This window comes from Arthrobacter sp. E3, assembly GCF_017353415.1.
Lineage (GTDB): Bacteria > Actinomycetota > Actinomycetes > Actinomycetales > Micrococcaceae > Specibacter.
The window spans coordinates 119,324-135,657 of the sequence record NZ_JAFMPX010000001.1; the positions used below are offsets into that span (position 1 = coordinate 119,324).

Sequence of the window (16,334 nt, forward strand, 5' to 3'; positions counted from 1 at the left end):
ACTTCAGCAGTTGACTAGTGGGCGGCGGCGAAGGCGGGCGCATCGGTCTTTTCGAGGCGGACGACGACGGACTTGGACACCGGGGTGTTGCTGCCTTCCGCCGTGTCATCGAGGGCAACAAGGACGTTCGCTTCGGGAAAGTATGCCGCCACGCAGCCGCGTGCTGTGGGGAAGCTGATGATCCGCTGCTGGCGCAGGACCCGGTCCACGCCGTCGGCCGATTCGCTGTGGATGTCCACGTAGCTGCCGTTGGGAATGCCGAGCTCGACCAAGTCGGAGGGGTTGACGAACAGCACCTGCCGACCCTTCTTCACTCCACGGTAACGGTCGTTGAGGCTGTACATGGTGGTGTTGAATTGGTCATGGGAGCGCACTGTCTGCAGCAGCAGCCTGCCCTTGGGCACCTGAACGGTTTCAAGCTCGCCCACGCTGAACATCGCCTTGCCGGTCGGGGTGGGGAACGTGCGGCTGTCCCGTGGCGGGTGCGGCAGCACGAATCCGCCCCATTGGCGGACCTTGGCGTTGTAGTCGCTGCATCCCGGAACTACATGACTGATGTGCTCGCGAATGGTGTCGTAGTTGGCCTCGAATCCGGCCCAGTCGATGGGATGGTTCTTGCCCAGGACGGCGCGGGCCAGGTGGCTGACAATCGCCATCTCGGACAGGATTCCCACGGCCACCGGCTCAACCTTGCCGCTGGAGGCATGGACGGCGCAGACCGTGTCCTCCACTGTGACGAACTGTTCGCCGGTGGCTTGCCTGTCAATCTCGGTCCGGCCCAGCGTGGGAAGGATCAGCGCCTGATCGCCCACAAACGCGTGGGAGCGGTTCAGTTTTGTGGAGACTTGGACCGTTAACTTCAGCTTTTGCAATGCTGCCTCGGCTACGGCCGTGTCTGAGATGGCCCCGACCAGGTTGCCGCCCATGGCAAAAAGCACTTTCAGCTTTCCATCCCGCATGGCACGGATGCTCTGGACGGCGTCGAAGCCGTGGACCCGGGGCGGGTCAAAGTTGAATTCCTTGCCCAGGGCGTCCAGAAAGTGGTCGGGCATCTGTTCCCAAATGCCCATAGTCCGGTCGCCCTGCACGTTGCTGTGCCCGCGGATGGGCGAGGGGCCTGCGCCGGGCTTGCCAATGTTGCCGCGCAGCAGCAGCAGGTTGATGACTTCCTTGATGGTGGGCACGGCCTTCTTGTGCTGGGTCAGTCCCATGGCCCAGGTGACGATGACCTTGTCAGCCTTCAAGTAGCGGCTGGCGAGTTCGTCAATCTCGGCTGTGCGCAGTCCGGTGGCTTCCCGGACCGCCTTCTCGTCCACGTTTTCAATGTGTGCCCGGTATTCCTCAAGCCCCTGGCAGTGCTCTTCCAGGAACGCATGGTCCAGGACGGCGCCGGGTGCGGCCGCCTCGGCGGCGAAGACGCGCTTGGCCACGGCCTGCATAAGGGCCATGTCACCGGCGAGCCTGATCTGCAGGAACTGGTCCGCCAGGTCGGTGCCCTTGCCCACCAGACCGCGGGGGCGCTGCGGGTTCTTGAAGTTGATCAGCCCGGCCTCCGGAAGCGGGTTGATGGCGACAATGGTGGAGCCGGCCTCCTTGGCCTCCTCCAATGCGGTGAGCATGCGTGGATGGCAGGTGCCCGGGTTCTGTCCCATGATGATGATCAGGTCCGACTTTTCAAAATCCTCATAGGCGATGGCTGATTTGCCGATGCCGATGGTCTCCTCCATGGCCTTGCCGGTGGATTCGTGGCACATGTTGGAGCAGTCCGGCAGGTTGTTGGTGCCGAACGCACGGGCGAAGAGCTGGTATTGGAATGCAGTCTCGTTGCTGGTGCGCCCGCTCGTGTAGAACGTGGCCTCATCCGGGGAATCAAGGCCGTTCAGCTCCCTGGCCACAATACGGAAGGCGTTCTCCCAGCTGATGGGCTGGTAATGATCCGACCCTGCGGGTTTGTACATGGGTTCCACAAGCCGCCCCTGCTGTCCTAACCAGTATTCGCTGCGGCTGCGCAGCGAAGAGACGGAATTGTTTTCCCAAAAGTCCCGCCCGATGGTCAGCAGCCCGGCCTCCCATGTGACAGCCTTGGCGCCGTTCTCACAAAATTCCGCGGTCTTGCGCTCGGGCGGGTCCGGCCACGCGCAGCTCATGCAGTCGAAGCCGTCCTTCTGGTTCATGGCCAGCAACGTCTTCGCTGACCGCATGACGCCCATCTCGGCGACGGCTTGGGGCATGGAATACTGCAGGCTGGGCAGTCCTCCGGCCGATCGTTTGGGCTCGCTGACCTGCAGCTCGGCATCCGACTCATCCTGGACTGGGGGCTTGATGCTCATTGCGCACACAACCTTTTGCTTGAAGAATGAACTCTCCGGGCCAAGTGGCGGCGGCCAGCGAGTCCTGATCCGCGAACGCCGTCATGCAGGCTGTCCCCAACACACACCACAACGAACGCGACATTGGCGGTTCAATTTGTTTAGCACCCCTCGTCGGCAAAGGCAATGGAACTTAGGTCCGGCATCACTGGCCCGTCCGCGTCACTTGTAGAGCGTGTTTTCCTTTTCAACCAAGGTCAGGACGTCGTACGTGGCCACGACGTCGCCGTTTTGATTGTGCAAAACAGTGTCCCAGCAGACCTCGCCATAGTCGTCAGTGGTGCGCGGAGTGATCTGCTTCGCCGTCAACGTCACACGGATCGAATCGCCCGCCGCAACAGGCGTGAGGAAGCGAAGGCTTTCCAGCCCATAGTTAGCCAGCACCGGTCCCGGAGCGGGCTCCACAAACAGTCCGGCCGCCCACGAGACCAGCAGGTACCCATGAGCCACTATGCCCGGAAAGAACGGGTTCCTTTCGGCGGCCGCCGCGTCCGTGTGGGCATAGAACGTGTCGCCGGTGCTCGTTGCGAATGCCGCAATGTCCTCCAGCGTGACCTGGCGCAGTCCCGAGGCAAACGCATCACCAATGTGCAGCTCGGCCAGGGACTTCCGGAACGGATGCACCGCCCCCTCCACCCCGCCAAACTCCGGCACCCCGGCCATCACGCGGTCCGCGCCCGTGTGCCACACTCCGGTCACGGCCGTGAGCATGTTCGGCGAGCCCTGGATGGCCGTGCGCTGCATATGGTGCTTGACCGAACGGATGCCGCCCAGCTCCTCACCGCCACCGGCACGCCCCGGCCCGCCGTGCACCAGGTGCGGCACCGGCGATCCATGGCCGGTCGAGGAGCGCGCATCTTCACGGTTCAGCACCAGCACCCGCCCGTGGTGGGAGGCAATTCCCATCACCACCGCGCGCGCAAAGTCGGGGTCATTCGTGCACACGGTTGCCACGAGAGAGCCAGCCCCCAGCGCAGCGAGCCGGACCGCTTCGGAGGCGCCGCCGTCGTGTGTGGAAAAACCCAGCACCCCGCACACGGGGCCAAACGCCTCAAGGGTGTGCACGGCGGGAGCTTCGGAATCGGCCCAGTCGAGCAGTACCGGGGACATGAACGCGCCATGTTCGACGACGGATGCCGGGCTCTGAGTGTGCCTCACCTGGGGCGCGTCCAGGGTTCCCCAGGCGAGCTCACCGCCCGCCGCCATCATTGATTCGACGGCAGCGCGGACGTCGGCCAGCTGTTCCAGCGAGGCAAGCGCACCCATGGTCACCCCCTCGGTGCGGGGATCACCCACCACCACGCGTTCGGTGAGCCTGGCGCCCACGGCCACAATGACGTCGGCGCGCAGGTCTTCGGGGACGATGGCGCGGCGGACGGCCGTGCACTTTTGCCCCGCCTTGACGGTCATTTCCGTGACCACCGATTTGATGAAAGCATCGAATTCCGGCGTTCCCCGGACCGCGTCGGGGCCAAGGATGGCAGCGTTAAGCGAGTCTGTTTCGGCACTCAGGCGTACGCCGCCGTGGGCAACGTTCGGGTGGGCACGCAGAAGGTTCGCGGTGCTGGCGGAGCCGGTGAAGGAGACCATGTCCCGGTAGTCGAGCTGATCCACCAGCTTGCGGGCCGAACCTGAAATCAGCTGCAGCGACCCGGGCGGCAGGATCCCGCATTCGATCATGACGCGCACGGTCGCCGCGGCGAGGTACCCGCTGGGCGTGGCCGGCTTGACGATGGTGGGCACGCCGGCAATGAATGCGGGGGCAAACTTTTCCAGCATGCCCCAGACGGGGAAGTTGAATGCGTTGATCTGCACGTCCACGCCGGGGATGGGCGTGTGGATGTGCTCACCGATGAATGAGCCGTCCTTGCTGAGTACCTCCACCGGGCCCTCCACAATGACGTTGCTGTTGGGCAGTTCGCGCCGGCCCTTGGAGGACAGCGTGAACAGCACCCCGATGCCGCCGTCGATGTCCACCATGGAGTCAATTTTCGTGGCGCCGGTTTGAGCAGAGACCGCGTACAGCTCCTCGCGGCGACCGTTGAGATAGCCAGCCAATTCACGCAGTTTCAACGCGCGCTCGTGGATGGTCAACTTGCCCAGTTCACTCCGGCCCACTGTGCGCCCATGCTCCACCACGGCGGCCAGGTCCAGCCCGTCCACGGAGACCCGGGCCAACACCTCCCCAGTGCTGGCGTCCCGCGCGTCGGTGCCGCGGACGTCTGCATCCGGCGTCCACCAGGCATCTTGGACATAGCTGGGAACAAACTCTATTTTCGTTGCGGTGGCCATCGCCAAACCGTCCTTTCAACGTGCCTCAATGTGCCGTGCGGTTTACTGTGCTGCTGTGTGGGCAGTGTTGGTGCTGCCGCCCGGGTGCATCAGTCCCAGTCGAAGAATCCCCTGCCGGTTTTGCGTCCCAGCTCGCCGCGGGCCACCTTGTCACGCAGGATTTGCGGTGGCGCAAACCTCTCCCCCAGCGTCGAAGCGAGGTATTCGGCAATCTCCAGCCGGACGTCCAGTCCCACCAAATCGGTGGTGCGCAGCGGACCAGTGGCGTGTTTATAGCCGAGCACCATGGCTGCGTCGATGTCCTGCGCACTGGCAACACCGTCCTCCAGCATGCGCATGGCCTCCAATGCCAAAGCCACTCCCAGCCGAGACGATGCAAAGCCCGGGGAATCCTTGACCACCACGGCGGTCTTGCCCAACGCGGACACCCACCCCCTGGCGGAATCCACCACCATCGGCAGCGTGCGGCTGGCTACCACCACTTCGACGAGGGTGGACGACGGGACGGGGTTGAAAAAGTGCAGGCCAATGAAGTTTTGCGGGCGGGCCAGCTCGGCAGCCAGCCCGGTGATGGACAGCGAGGACGTGTTTGAAGCGAGGAATGCCGTGGCGTGGAGATGCTTTTCCACGCGTTGCAGGGAGGCAACCTTGAGATCTAAGATTTCCGGGACGGCCTCAACCACCAGGTCCTTGTCAGCGAAATCTGCGTAATCGGTGGAGACTGCCAACCGGTCCATGAACTTACCGGCCCCGCCAATCTGTCCGCGTTCCAAGGACTTCGCCACGGCGGATTCCACCCGCTCACGTGCGCTGGCGGCTGCGTCGCCGTCGCGCTCCACCACCAGCACGTCACAGCCGGCCAGCAGAAACGCGTGTGCGATCCCGGCCCCCATGCGCCCGCCGCCCAAAACGCCCACTAACTGCGGAAGGGTTGCTGAAATGACCCCTGAAAGTGCAGGAGCGTCGGGTTGGGTGGGGGTCATGTCGGCTTCCTGTCCTGCTTTTTGTCCAGGAACGCCTGCATGCGCTCGAACTTGGCTGGGGATTCAAACAGTTCCGCCTGGGCGAGGTTGTCCACCGCCGGATGGGCCTCGCGTGGTGCGTGGAACACCCTCTTCGTGGCCTGCAGCGCCATCGGGTCTTGCGCACAGATCCTGTCCGCGAGCCCGTGGGCCGCATCCAACAGCCCCGCCTGCTCCACCAGCTCGGTAATGAGCCCGACTGCGAGGGCGCCCTCGCCGGTGAGGATGCGTCCGGCCAGCAGCATCGCCTTGGCGACGGGCTCACCCACCAATTCCTTGAGCCGCCACGTGGCACCGGCAGCGGCCATGATGCCCAGGGACGTTTCCGGCTGGCCCATGCGCAGCGCCCGGGTGCCGATTCTGAAGTCAGTCGCATACGCCAGCTCGGCACCGCCACCGAGCGCGTACCCGTCCAGGGCAGCAATTACCGGCATGGGCAGCTTGGCAATCCGCTCGAATAGGCCGGAGTTGATGCCGGCCAGCGCATCCTGGCGCCGACGCCCGCGCAGTTCGGCGATGTCGGCTCCCGACGCAAAAATGCCCTTGATGCCAGCCACCTCATCCCCAACAGTGCCGTGAAGAATGAGCACTTTCGGCTGGGCCTCCAGCAGCTCACACACAGCGTGGAGTTCCGCGACCATGCGGGCGTTGATTGCGTTGCGCACCTCCGGCCGATTCAGCTGCACCACCACCCGGTCCGCCGCATCGGTGACCAGCAGCGTGGCAAAGGCCTCCTGTCCAGGGAGGTGTCCGGCGTCGTCCGTCACGGAGCCGTCCATCACAGGCCTTCCACCAGCAGTGCGGCGCCTTGTCCCACGCCGATGCACATGGTGGCCAGGCCCAGCCCTCCCGGGGATTCCCGTTCCAGGCGGCCCAGTAGCGTGACCACGAGCCGCGAGCCGGAGGAGCCCAGCGGGTGCCCCAGGGCGATGGCGCCGCCGTCGAGGTTGACTGTGCCCGGGTCCAGGCCGAGTTCGCGTATGCTGGCCAGCGACTGCGAGGCGAACGCTTCATTGAGTTCGACGGCGGCCAGTTCGCCCACGCTTCTGCCTTGCCGTTGGAGGACCTTGGCTGTGGCGGCAACCGGGCCCATGCCCATGACTTCCGGGGCAAGGCCCGCGGCGGCCCCGTCGATGATGCGGGCGCGCGGGGTCAAACCGTACTTCTGGAGGGCGGCTTCGGAGGCGACGAGGATGGCGGAGGCGCCATCGTTCAATGTTGAGGAATTGCCCGCCGTGACCACAGTGCCGCCCTTCACCACCGGGCGCAGGCCGGCCAATACATCCATGGTGGTGCCGGGGCGCGGACCTTCATCGTCGCTGACCACGGTGTCCGGATTGCGGCCGTGGACCGTGACGGGGACAATTTCTTCGCGGAGCCGGCCCGCGGCGATGGCAGCCAGGGCAAGTTCGTGGGAGCGCACCGAAAACGCGTCGCAGTCCTCCCGGGACGTGTTGTAGCGCCGGGCTACCTCTTCGGCTGTCTCCGTCATGGAGAACGTCATTTTGCCGTCACGGGAGAGTTCGCCGGAGAGGAAGTTCGGGTTCGTGAACCGCCAGCCGATGGACGTGTCGAAGCTGGCTCCAGGCTTGGCGAAGGCCTTTTCCGGCTTGGCCATGACCCACGGGGCGCGGGACATCGACTCGACGCCGCCAGCCACCACCAGATCCGCGGCCCCGGCCTTGATCATGTGGGAGGCCATGGTGATGGCGCTCATTCCGGAAGCGCACAGGCGGTTGACGGTGATACCGGGAACCGTGTCCGGGAAGCCTGCCAGTAGCCAGGCCATGCGGGCCACGTTGCGGTTTTCCTCACCGGCGCCGTTGGCGTTGCCCAGAATAACCTCATCCACCATGGCCGGGTCCACTCCGGTTCTGTCCACTAGTTCCTTCACAACCAGTGCGGCGAGGTCGTCGGGACGGACTGTTGAGAGGGCACCTCCGTAGCGTCCCACGGGTGTTCGGACCCCGCCCACCAAAAACGCCTGCGGTGCCTTTCCCGACATGGCCACACCCTTCTCCCGCAAGCGTGCAGAGCGGCTGGACCCTCGGCACGCGACAGTCCAGCAAATTACCGACCGTTCGTTCTATAAATATTCCATGAGGTGGGCAGGTGGTCAACCATTTAGCCTGGCCGGGGCCGGACGGAGCTCCCTCCGTGAGAACGGGGCCAACACGCGAGAACGGCGTTTCAAATCCGTCATGTCGCAAGCTGGCCCCTTCCTCGGCGCAGCAGCAGAGCAAAGGGTCGACAACTACGTGGGTTCACCCCTTCCTCGGCGCGGCAACTTCGGCGCAGCTCGGCGCTGCGCTGTCGGCATACTCCTCCCCTCTGCCAGTCCTATCTCTATACAGTGGATTCCATGAGCACTTCCGACGCCGCTGCAGCCCAGTCCGCCACGATTCCCGCCGCCGAGGCCACCATCAGGCCCCCGGTTGCGAAGAAGGTTCCCACCAACAGGACGCACCACGGGGACACGTTTGTGGACAACTACGAGTGGCTGCGGGAGAAGGAAAACCCTGAGGTTCTGACGCATTTGAACGCCGAACAGGCCTATACGGACGCCCTCACCGCCAACCAGGAAACCCTGCGGGACGATATTTTCAACGAGATTAAGAATCGCACTCAGGAAACCGATCTGTCCGTTCCCAGCCGCAAGGACGGCTGGTGGTACTACGGGCGCATGGTGGAAGGCCAGTCGTACGGCATCCAGTGCCGGGTCGCCGCGGAGAGCACCGGCGGCCTGGCGGACTGGACGCCGCCCGTCATTGAGCCCGGCGTGGACGTGCCAGGTGAGCAGGTCCTGTTGGACTGCAACGCCGAGGCCGAGGGCAAGCCCTTCTTCTCTCTGGGCGGAGCGTCCGTCACCCGCGACGGCAATTTGTACGCCTATGCCGCGGACTTTGCCGGCGACGAGCTTTTCACCATCCGCATCAAGGATCTGCGCACCGGCGAGCTGCTGCCGGACACCATTGAAAACGTGTTCTACGGGCTGACGTTCTCGCCCGACGGCAGCGCGCTTTACTACATGCTGGCCGACGACTCCTGGCGCCCACACCAGGTGAAATCCCACATTTTGGGCACTCCCGTGGAAAGCGACAAGGTCCTCTACCAGGAGGACGACGTCGCCATGTGGACCGGTTTTGAGCTCTCCGCCGACCGCCGCCACCTGGTGATCGGCATCGGCTGCTCCGAGTTCAGCGAAACCCGCATGCTGGACTTCGCGGCCCCCGAAAAGGGCCTGCAGTTGCTCATCCCCCGAGCCGCCGAGATCCTGTACGACGCCGAACCCTTCCTTCAAGACGGCATCGAAAAGGTGCTGCTCACCCATGACCGCGACGCCGTCAACTCCATGATTTCCGTGGTTGACGTGGCGGAGTTCAGCAAGCCGGTGGCCGAACAGCACTGGGACACTGTGGTGCCCCACGACGATTCGGTGCGCATCAACGGTGCTACCGTGACGGCCACCCACATGGTGGTTTCACTGCGCAAAGACACCATAGAGCGCATCCAGGTGACCGCGCTGGAAGGCTTGGGAACGCCAGGGCAGGGCGCCGCCGTCGAGCCTGTCTTTGACGAGGAGCTGTACACGGCCTCGATGGGCGGGAGCGAATACGAGTCACCGCTGATCAGACTCATCTACACCTCGGATTTCACGCCGCCGCGCGTTTACGACTATGTATTGCCGCTTGCCGGGGCGGACGGCGAGCTGCTGTTGCGGAAGGAAACACCGGTGCTGGGCGGCTACAACCCGTCCGACTACGTGGCCGAACGCGTGTGGGCCACGGCCGACGACGGCACGCAAGTTCCGTTGTCGGTGCTGCACCGCGCGGATTTGCCCCGCGATGGTGGGAACGCGGGCGTGGTGTACGGCTACGGCTCCTATGAGATGAGCATGGACCCCGGCTTCAGCGTGGCACGGCTCTCGCTTTTGGATCGTGGCGTGGTGTTTGTCGTTGCGCACGTGCGCGGTGGCGGCGAGATGGGCCGGCACTGGTATGAGAACGGGAAGAAGCTGAACAAGAAGAACACGTTCACCGACTTTGTGGCGGCTACGGACTGGCTCGCTGCCTCGGGCTGGGTGGACCCCGCACGCATCGCGGCCATGGGCGGCTCGGCCGGCGGGCTGCTCATGGGCGCCGTGGCGAACCTGGCACCGGAAAAGTACGCGGCCATTGTGGCGCAGGTGCCGTTCGTGGACGCGCTGACCACCATCCTGGACCCGGAGCTGCCACTCTCCGCGCTGGAGTGGGAAGAGTGGGGCAACCCGATCACCGACCCGGAGGTGTACAAGTACATGAAGGAGTACACCCCGTACGAGAACGTGCGGCCCGTGGCATACCCGAAGATCGCGGCCGTCACCAGCTTCAACGACACCCGAGTGCTGTACGTGGAACCGGCCAAGTGGGTGCAGGAACTTCGTGCCGTCTCGACCGGCACGGAGCCGATTGTGCTAAAAATCGAAATGGACGGCGGCCACGGCGGCGCGTCCGGCCGCTACGAAGGCTGGAAGACGCGGGCTTGGGACTACGCGTTCCTAGCCGACGCTCTCGAGGCTACGCAGCTACGCTGATTCGAAGAATCGAGACGGGAGCCGTTGGCAATGTCTTGGAACAACATTGCCAACTGCTCCCGTCTCAAAAGGCTTGATGAACATCGCACTGAAAGCGCACCGCCTAGAAAAGGATGGAGAAGCCCTGCCAGCCGTGGCCAATCTGCGACGGCGACAACCAGCCCCCACGACCGTTGCCCGGGTACAGCCACAAGTTCCCGGCACCGTTCCGCGCCAGCACGTCGGCATTCCCATCGCCAGTGAAGTCCCCGGGACTGAATAGCATGTTGAACCCCTGGAAACCGTGGCCAACCTGCGACGGCGGCAACCAGCCCCCGCGACCGTTGCCCGGATAAAGCCACAGATCCCCAGCACCGTTCCGCGCCAACACATCCGCGGCACCGTCACCGTTGAAGTCCCCCGGGCTGAAGATCATGTTAAGCCCCTGCCAGCCGTTGCCCACCTGCCTTGGCGACAGCCAGCCCCCGCGACCGTTGCCCGGATAAAGCCACAGATCCCCGGCACCGTTCCGCGCCAACACATCCGCGGCACCGTCACCGTTGAAGTCACCTGGACTGAGGATGGAAGTGAACCCCTGCCAGCCGTGGCCCACCTGAACCCGGGGTAGGAAGCCGTTGTTCCCGGCCCCGGCATAGAACCAGAGGTTCCCGGCGGCATCTCGTGCCAACAGGTCTGCCCTGCCGTCGCCATTAAAGTCGCCTGGACTGAACACCAGATTGTAGATATTCCACCCGTAGCCGATCTGCACCCGCGAGAGCCAGCCGCCGTTGCCCCTTCCCGGGTACAGCCACAGGTTCCCGGCCCCGTCCCGCGCCATCACATCGGCGTTTCCGTCGCCGTTGAAGTCCGTCATATATTCGGCGGAACCGGGGCCGAAGGCGGATGGGATGGCGGCGGCCTTGAGCTGGAGCACCTTCAGCGCAGCGGCGTTGACCACTGCAGCGAATGCGGAGCTGGATTGGGCCTGGCCCAGAACCGCGTTGTACATAGCCGGAATGGAGACCGGGTTGGCGCACAGGAGCATGCTCCCACCTGCGTTGAAGAAGCTTGTGGCCCGTGTGGCCAGCGACCAGGGCGCCAATTGTGCTGCGTTGCAGAGGTCGTCGGAGAGGATGACGCCGTTGAAGCCAAGGTTGCCGCGCAAGATGCTCTGCATGATGGTGGCAGAAAATGGGCCGATGTGAGTGGCGTCGATCCTGTCGTAATAGGCGCTGGAGACCATGACGATGCCGGTTCCGGCCGTGACGGCTGCCTGGAACGGCTGCAGGTAGGCGTCGTTGCTGGTAGTGACTGTGTCATGGACGTTGCCGCTGGTGTCCGTGTTCGCCGTGACCCGACCCAGCCCCGGGAAATGCTTCACGGAGGTGACAATGTTCGCCTGTGTCATACCTGCCGCAAAGGCCAGTCCGTGGCTTGTGACCGTCTGGGGTGTGTAGCCGTATTCCCGCTGGTAGAAGCCGATGGGGGCATTGGACGGGGCGAAGGCGGCGCTGGGCACTGTGTCCAGCACGGGCGCCAAGTTCAGATTCAGCCCGGTGGCCGCCAGCTGGCTGCCCCACACGAGCGCATTGGCCCGCAGGGTCGCGGGCGCCTGCGAGCCCTGGGACAGTGCCGTGGGGATCGTGGAGAAACCGGGCCCGCTGAGGACCTGAACGTAGCCGCCTTCTTGGTCTGTGCCCACCAGCATCTTGACGTTGCCCGTGGTGCCGGGCGAGACCCCCTGCGTCATCGCCCGCACGACGGCGGCCGTCGCGCCAGTGCCGGCGGCGCTGCGGCCGGAGAGGTAGACGTTGCCCACGTGGTAGTTGGACAGTGCGGACATGGTTGCGGTGGAGGCACCTGTGGCGGCCGCGGCCACCATGAACAGCTGCCCGACCCGCTGCTCCATGGTCATGCGGGACAGCTGGACCGACGGCGACAATGCTGCTGCAGCCATTGCGCCGGCCACTTGCGTGACCGGGGCCGGTGCCGCCGGTGCCGCGCCAACCCCGCAAAAGGCGGCGACAAGTGCGGTGGTTGTTGCGCAAAGCGTCAAGCGGCTGAGGATTTTTCGCATGGTTCACACGGCTTCGGGTGGCGGTTTTTCCTTGCATTCCACCCTACGACGGTCCAGCCCAAATGGCTATGCTGCTGATGTCCCCGCAGCTGCGCTGATTCGCCCGCGGGCCGTTAGTTGCGCACCGCTAGTTGCGCACTACGGAGTAAATGGCCTCGGACGTCCATTCGCCCTTGAGGTACATGTTCTCCCGCAGCACACCCTCCAGCTGCATGCCGAGGCGTTCACAAATGGCTGCCGATGCCCGGTTTCTGGCGTCGATCCGGGCCTCCACACGGATAAATTCCAGCTGATCGAAAGCCAGTTCCATCACGGTCCGGGCAGCCTCCGTGGCGTACCCTTGCCCGCGTACTTCCGGCGCCAGCGTCCAGCCAATCTCGCCCACCCTGCCGGGGGTGGCGTCCCCACTTTCGGGCTTGCCGCCGTCGTTCCATTTCAGTGCGATCTCCCCCACCAGCCCCGGCACGCCGATGCGTTCCACCGCGAATGAGGCCCAGTCGCCCGGACCGGCAAATGGCTCCTCCACATATTTCGCGATCCGCCCCATGCACTGCGCATACGTTCTGGCCTCCCCATAGAGGTACTGGGCCGTTTCGGGCAGGCGCTGGTAAGCGAAGTAGGCGTCCAGATCTTCGGTGGCAAAGCGCCGCAGTACCAGCCGCTCCGTGGTCAACGGGTAGGGAATTTCAACCATGGGCGCCAAGTACGACGGCGGTCGTCGCCTCCGCGATGGCCCGCTCCTCATCCGTGGGCACCACCAGAACGGGGATGGCCGAACCGGCTGAGCTGATGACCCGCGGTTCCTTGGAACGCACCTGGTTCGCTTCGGCGTCGAGCACCAGGCCGAGCGCACCCAGCCGGTCCACCACCAGTTGACGGAAGGCGGAGGAGTTTTCGCCAATGCCGGCCGTGAAGATGAGGGCGTGGGCGCCACCCACCGCCACGTGGTAACCGCCAATGTATTTCGCCAACCGGTAGGAGGTGATGGCCAGCGTTGTCCGCGCGTGCTCATCCCCTGCTTCGGCAGCGTCCACAATGGCGCGCATGTCGTTGTCGCCAAAGAGCGCCTTGAGCCCGGAATTGCGGTTGAGCAGCGTGTCAATTTCGTCCGCTGACATGCCTTGACGCTGCAAGAAGATCAGGATTGAAGGGTCAATATCGCCGCTACGGGTGCCCATGACCAGGCCCTCCAGCGGGGTGAAGCCCATGGACGTGTCAATGCTCTCGCCACCTTGGATGGCCGTCAGCGAAACCCCGTTGCCCAAGTGCGCCACCACGGCATTGAACTCGTCCAGCGGCGTCTGCAACAACTCGGCGGCACGCCCCGTCACGAACTCGTGCGAGGTGCCGTGGAAGCCGTAGCGCCTAATGCCGTACTTGCGGTACAGCGCATCCGGGACAGCGTATCGCCAGGCATGTTCAGGCAGTGTGCGGTGGAAAGCCGTGTCAAAAACGGCCACCTGCGGCATGTCCGGCCATTTGGCGGTGATGGCGCGGATCCCCAACACGTTGGCGGGGTTGTGCAGCGGCGCCAACGGGTTCAGCCGCTCAATGGCACGGGTGATCTCATTGTTGATGAGCACCGGTTCGCTGAAGCGCTCCCCACCGTGCACCACACGATGCCCGACGGCGTCCAGCGGCCGTTCTGCCAGCTCAGCTTCCAGCACGGCTGCCACCTGGTCCATGGCTTCGCCGTGGTTGGCCGGGGCCTGCCCACCTTCACCGATGCGCTCGATCAGGCCCGTGGCGGCCACCTCGTTGGTGTCGGTGTCCCGCACCTGGTATTTCAGTGAGGAGGAACCTGAGTTGATGACCAGCACGCGCATTAAGAATCCTTCGCTTGGGTTTTTTCCACGACACGGGCCCCAGGCGCAGGGGCCCCAGGGCGAGCTTGCGAGTTTGGGGAGTGGCCGGGGATCTGAGCCTGGATGGCCGTGATGGCCACCGTGTTGACAATGTCTTCCACGGTGCAGCCGCGGGAGAGGTCGTTGATGGGCTTGTTCAGGCCCTGCAGCACGGGGCCCACGGCGACGGCACCCGATGACTGCTGCACCGCCTTGTACGTGTTGTTGCCGGTATTCAGGTCCGGGAAGATGAACACCGTGGCCTGCCCGGCCACGGTGGAGGATGGCAGCTTGGAGGCGGCAATGGTGGCGTCCGCGGCGGCGTCGTACTGGATGGGACCCTCGATGGCCAGGTCCGGGCGGGCCGCACGGGCCAGCTCGGTTGCCTTGCGCACCTCGTCAACGGCCGCGCCCGAACCGGATCCGCCTGTGGAGTAGGAGAGCATCGCGATGCGCGGCTCCACCCCGAACTGGGCGGCAGTTTCCGCCGAGGCGATGGCGATGTCAGCCAGCTGCTCCTCATTGGGGTCCGGATTAACGGCGCAGTCGCCGTAGACCAGCACCCGGTCAGCAAGGAGCATAAGGAACACCGAGGACACGATGCGGACCCCTGGACGGGTTTTGACGAATTCCAGCGCGGGCCGGATGGTGTTGGCGGTGGTGTGGGCAGCACCGGAGACCATGCCGTCCACGTAGCCGAGTTGGACCATCATGGTGCCAAAGTAGGAACCGTCCACCATGATTTCCCGGGCCCGGGCCAAATCCACGCCCTTGTGTGCCCGCAGCCGCTGGTATTCCACAGCAAACTCCTCAAGGAGCGGCGAGCTGACCGGGTTTACAATGTTGATTCCGCTCAGCTCCACGCCGTGGGCGGCTGCCACTTCCTCAACGTCCTGCACAGAGCCCAGGACGGTCAGGTCGCACACGTCGCGGCGGTGTAGGATTTCAGCGGCCGCCAGCACCCGCCCGTCGGTTCCTTCGGGCAGCACAATGTGCTTGCGTTCGCTGCGGGCCCGTTCAATGAGTTCGTGCAGGAACCGCAGCGGCGTCATCGTGGCGGGCCGGGGCAGCGTCAGCCGTTCAAGCAACTCCGCCTCGTCCACGTTGCGCGCCCAAGCACCCATGGCAGCTGCCACCTTGCGGCGCTGTCCCGTAGTGATCTCACTGCGCACATTACTGATGGCATGCGCGGTGCTGTATGTGTCGTCGTCGTCCGAGAAAACGGGGAACGGTGCGTGCGCCAGGAACGGCAGCACATGCGGGTCCGGGGGCAGGCCACCGGTGAGGACCATGCCGCTGGGGACCGGGAATTCCGGGGAGAACGCGGAGGCGAGCGACGCGACCATGACGTCGGCGCGGTCCCCGGGCACAATGACCAGGTCGTTGGGTTCCAGCAGGTTCAGGAAGTTACCCACGGTCATGGCCGCAACCTTGATCGCGTGGACGTCCCGGTCCAGCTCGGGGCTGCCGGCCATCTGGCGCAGGCCCAAGGCAGCGGCCACTTCGCCCACCGTGGGACGAGAAATCTCAGCGATTTCCGGGATCACATACACGGGGCGGTGGCTGCGGCCGGGGCGTATGGCAGCCTTGATGGCCTCCATTTGCGACGGTTCCGCACGGTTGACCATCATGGCCAGCAGCGAACAGTTTTCGGAGGCGAGTTCCTTGCGGGCAACGTCGACGGCGTCGGCAATCTCTTCGGGGTCAAGGCCACCGGCACCCACTACCGCCAGTATGGGCACGCCGAGGTTGTTCGCCAGGCGGGCATTGAGGTCAAACTCAACCGCCGCGTTCTGGCCGCTCAGCTCGGTACCTTCGACAATAATGACGTCGCATTTCTTGGCGATGTCACTGAAAATATCCACGGCGACGGAATCGATTTCTTCGCGCCGGCCGGCAGCCAGCAGGGCGCGGGCCTCGGTGCTTGTCAGCCCTGCACGGCAGACTTCAGGGTCCAGCTGGTACATGCGGCGCAGCATGGTCACCGTGGGATCGGTCTCCGCATCCTCAGCGGAAGTGATGGGGCGAAAAAACCCGATCCTGCCCGCGCGCCGGTGAAGGGCGTCCGCCAATCCCAAGGACACCAACGTTTTACCTGAACCAGGTGTGGTGGCACTGACATAAATCCCACGGGCCATGTTCAATTTCTTACCTTTCGCGCGTCTCATCTTATCCAAG

At 64.5% G+C, this 16,334-nt stretch carries 10 protein-coding genes; 1 reads left to right on the forward strand and 9 read right to left on the reverse strand.

The window, feature by feature from the left end; all coding sequences use genetic code 11:
* Positions 1–14: 14 nt before the first annotated feature.
* The 5 genes from JMA46_RS00580 to JMA46_RS00600 form a co-directional block, all read right to left on the reverse strand.
* On the reverse strand, positions 15–2,330 hold the full coding sequence (locus JMA46_RS00580) for an FdhF/YdeP family oxidoreductase (protein WP_207343352.1): 2,316 nt from the start codon (positions 2,328–2,330) through the stop codon (positions 15–17).
* A 201-nt stretch (positions 2,331–2,531) separates the two neighbouring features.
* Positions 2,532–4,661 carry a phenylacetic acid degradation bifunctional protein PaaZ gene (gene paaZ, locus JMA46_RS00585; RefSeq protein WP_207343353.1) on the reverse strand — a complete coding sequence of 710 codons (2,130 nt, stop codon included), beginning with the start codon at positions 4,659–4,661 and terminating at the stop codon, positions 2,532–2,534.
* 89 nt (positions 4,662–4,750) lie between these two features.
* Positions 4,751–5,644: a 3-hydroxyacyl-CoA dehydrogenase family protein gene (locus tag JMA46_RS00590; RefSeq protein WP_207343354.1), complete on the reverse strand. Its 894-nt coding sequence runs from the start codon at positions 5,642–5,644 to the stop codon at positions 4,751–4,753.
* Positions 5,641–6,462 carry an enoyl-CoA hydratase/isomerase family protein gene (locus tag JMA46_RS00595; RefSeq protein WP_207343355.1) on the reverse strand — a complete coding sequence of 274 codons (822 nt, stop codon included), beginning with the start codon at positions 6,460–6,462 and terminating at the stop codon, positions 5,641–5,643. The genes JMA46_RS00590 and JMA46_RS00595 overlap by 4 nt, the downstream gene beginning before the upstream one ends.
* Positions 6,462–7,688: a thiolase family protein gene (locus JMA46_RS00600; protein ID WP_207343356.1), complete on the reverse strand. Its 1,227-nt coding sequence runs from the start codon at positions 7,686–7,688 to the stop codon at positions 6,462–6,464. The genes JMA46_RS00595 and JMA46_RS00600 overlap by 1 nt, the downstream gene beginning before the upstream one ends.
* Before the next feature lie 357 nt (positions 7,689–8,045).
* Here JMA46_RS00600 and JMA46_RS00605 point away from each other — a divergent pair, with 357 nt between their 5' ends.
* The gene (locus tag JMA46_RS00605) at positions 8,046–10,256 is read left to right on the forward strand and encodes a S9 family peptidase (RefSeq protein ID WP_207343357.1); all 2,211 of its coding nucleotides are present in this window, start codon (positions 8,046–8,048) and stop codon (positions 10,254–10,256) included.
* A 103-nt stretch (positions 10,257–10,359) separates the two neighbouring features.
* On the opposite strand, the gene JMA46_RS00610 is transcribed toward JMA46_RS00605, so the two are convergent.
* From JMA46_RS00610 to pta, 4 genes are all read right to left on the reverse strand, one after another.
* Positions 10,360–12,312, reverse strand: coding sequence for a glycoside hydrolase family 3 N-terminal domain-containing protein (locus tag JMA46_RS00610; RefSeq protein WP_207343358.1), 1,953 nt, complete (start codon positions 12,310–12,312; stop codon positions 10,360–10,362).
* Between the two features lie 127 nt (positions 12,313–12,439).
* Positions 12,440–13,006: a GNAT family protein gene (locus JMA46_RS00615; protein ID WP_207343359.1), complete on the reverse strand. Its 567-nt coding sequence runs from the start codon at positions 13,004–13,006 to the stop codon at positions 12,440–12,442.
* Positions 12,999–14,138, reverse strand: a complete 1,140-nt coding sequence (locus tag JMA46_RS00620) for an acetate kinase (protein WP_207343360.1) — start codon at positions 14,136–14,138, stop codon at positions 12,999–13,001. Before JMA46_RS00620 ends, JMA46_RS00615 begins: the two co-directional genes overlap by 8 nt.
* Complete coding sequence (pta, locus tag JMA46_RS00625) at positions 14,138–16,294, reverse strand: phosphate acetyltransferase (protein ID WP_207343361.1); 2,157 nt, start codon at positions 16,292–16,294, stop codon at positions 14,138–14,140. Before pta ends, JMA46_RS00620 begins: the two co-directional genes overlap by 1 nt.
* Between the last annotated feature and the right edge of the window lie 40 nt (positions 16,295–16,334).

Coding starts and splice junctions, on each gene's coding strand:
- JMA46_RS00595 (WP_207343355.1), bottom strand. CDS start 6,462: ATGGACGGCTCCGTGACGGACGACGCCGGACACCTCCCTGGACAGGAG.
- JMA46_RS00605 (WP_207343357.1), top strand. CDS start 8,046: ATGAGCACTTCCGACGCCGCTGCAGCCCAGTCCGCCACGATTCCCGCC.
- JMA46_RS00620 (WP_207343360.1), bottom strand. CDS start 14,138: ATGCGCGTGCTGGTCATCAACTCAGGTTCCTCCTCACTGAAATACCAG.
- JMA46_RS00615 (WP_207343359.1), bottom strand. CDS start 13,006: ATGGTTGAAATTCCCTACCCGTTGACCACGGAGCGGCTGGTACTGCGG.
- paaZ (WP_207343353.1), bottom strand. CDS start 4,661: ATGGCCACCGCAACGAAAATAGAGTTTGTTCCCAGCTATGTCCAAGAT.
- JMA46_RS00600 (WP_207343356.1), bottom strand. CDS start 7,688: ATGTCGGGAAAGGCACCGCAGGCGTTTTTGGTGGGCGGGGTCCGAACA.
- JMA46_RS00610 (WP_207343358.1), bottom strand. CDS start 12,312: ATGCGAAAAATCCTCAGCCGCTTGACGCTTTGCGCAACAACCACCGCA.
- pta (WP_207343361.1), bottom strand. CDS start 16,294: ATGGCCCGTGGGATTTATGTCAGTGCCACCACACCTGGTTCAGGTAAA.
- JMA46_RS00580 (WP_207343352.1), bottom strand. CDS start 2,330: ATGAGCATCAAGCCCCCAGTCCAGGATGAGTCGGATGCCGAGCTGCAG.
- JMA46_RS00590 (WP_207343354.1), bottom strand. CDS start 5,644: ATGACCCCCACCCAACCCGACGCTCCTGCACTTTCAGGGGTCATTTCA.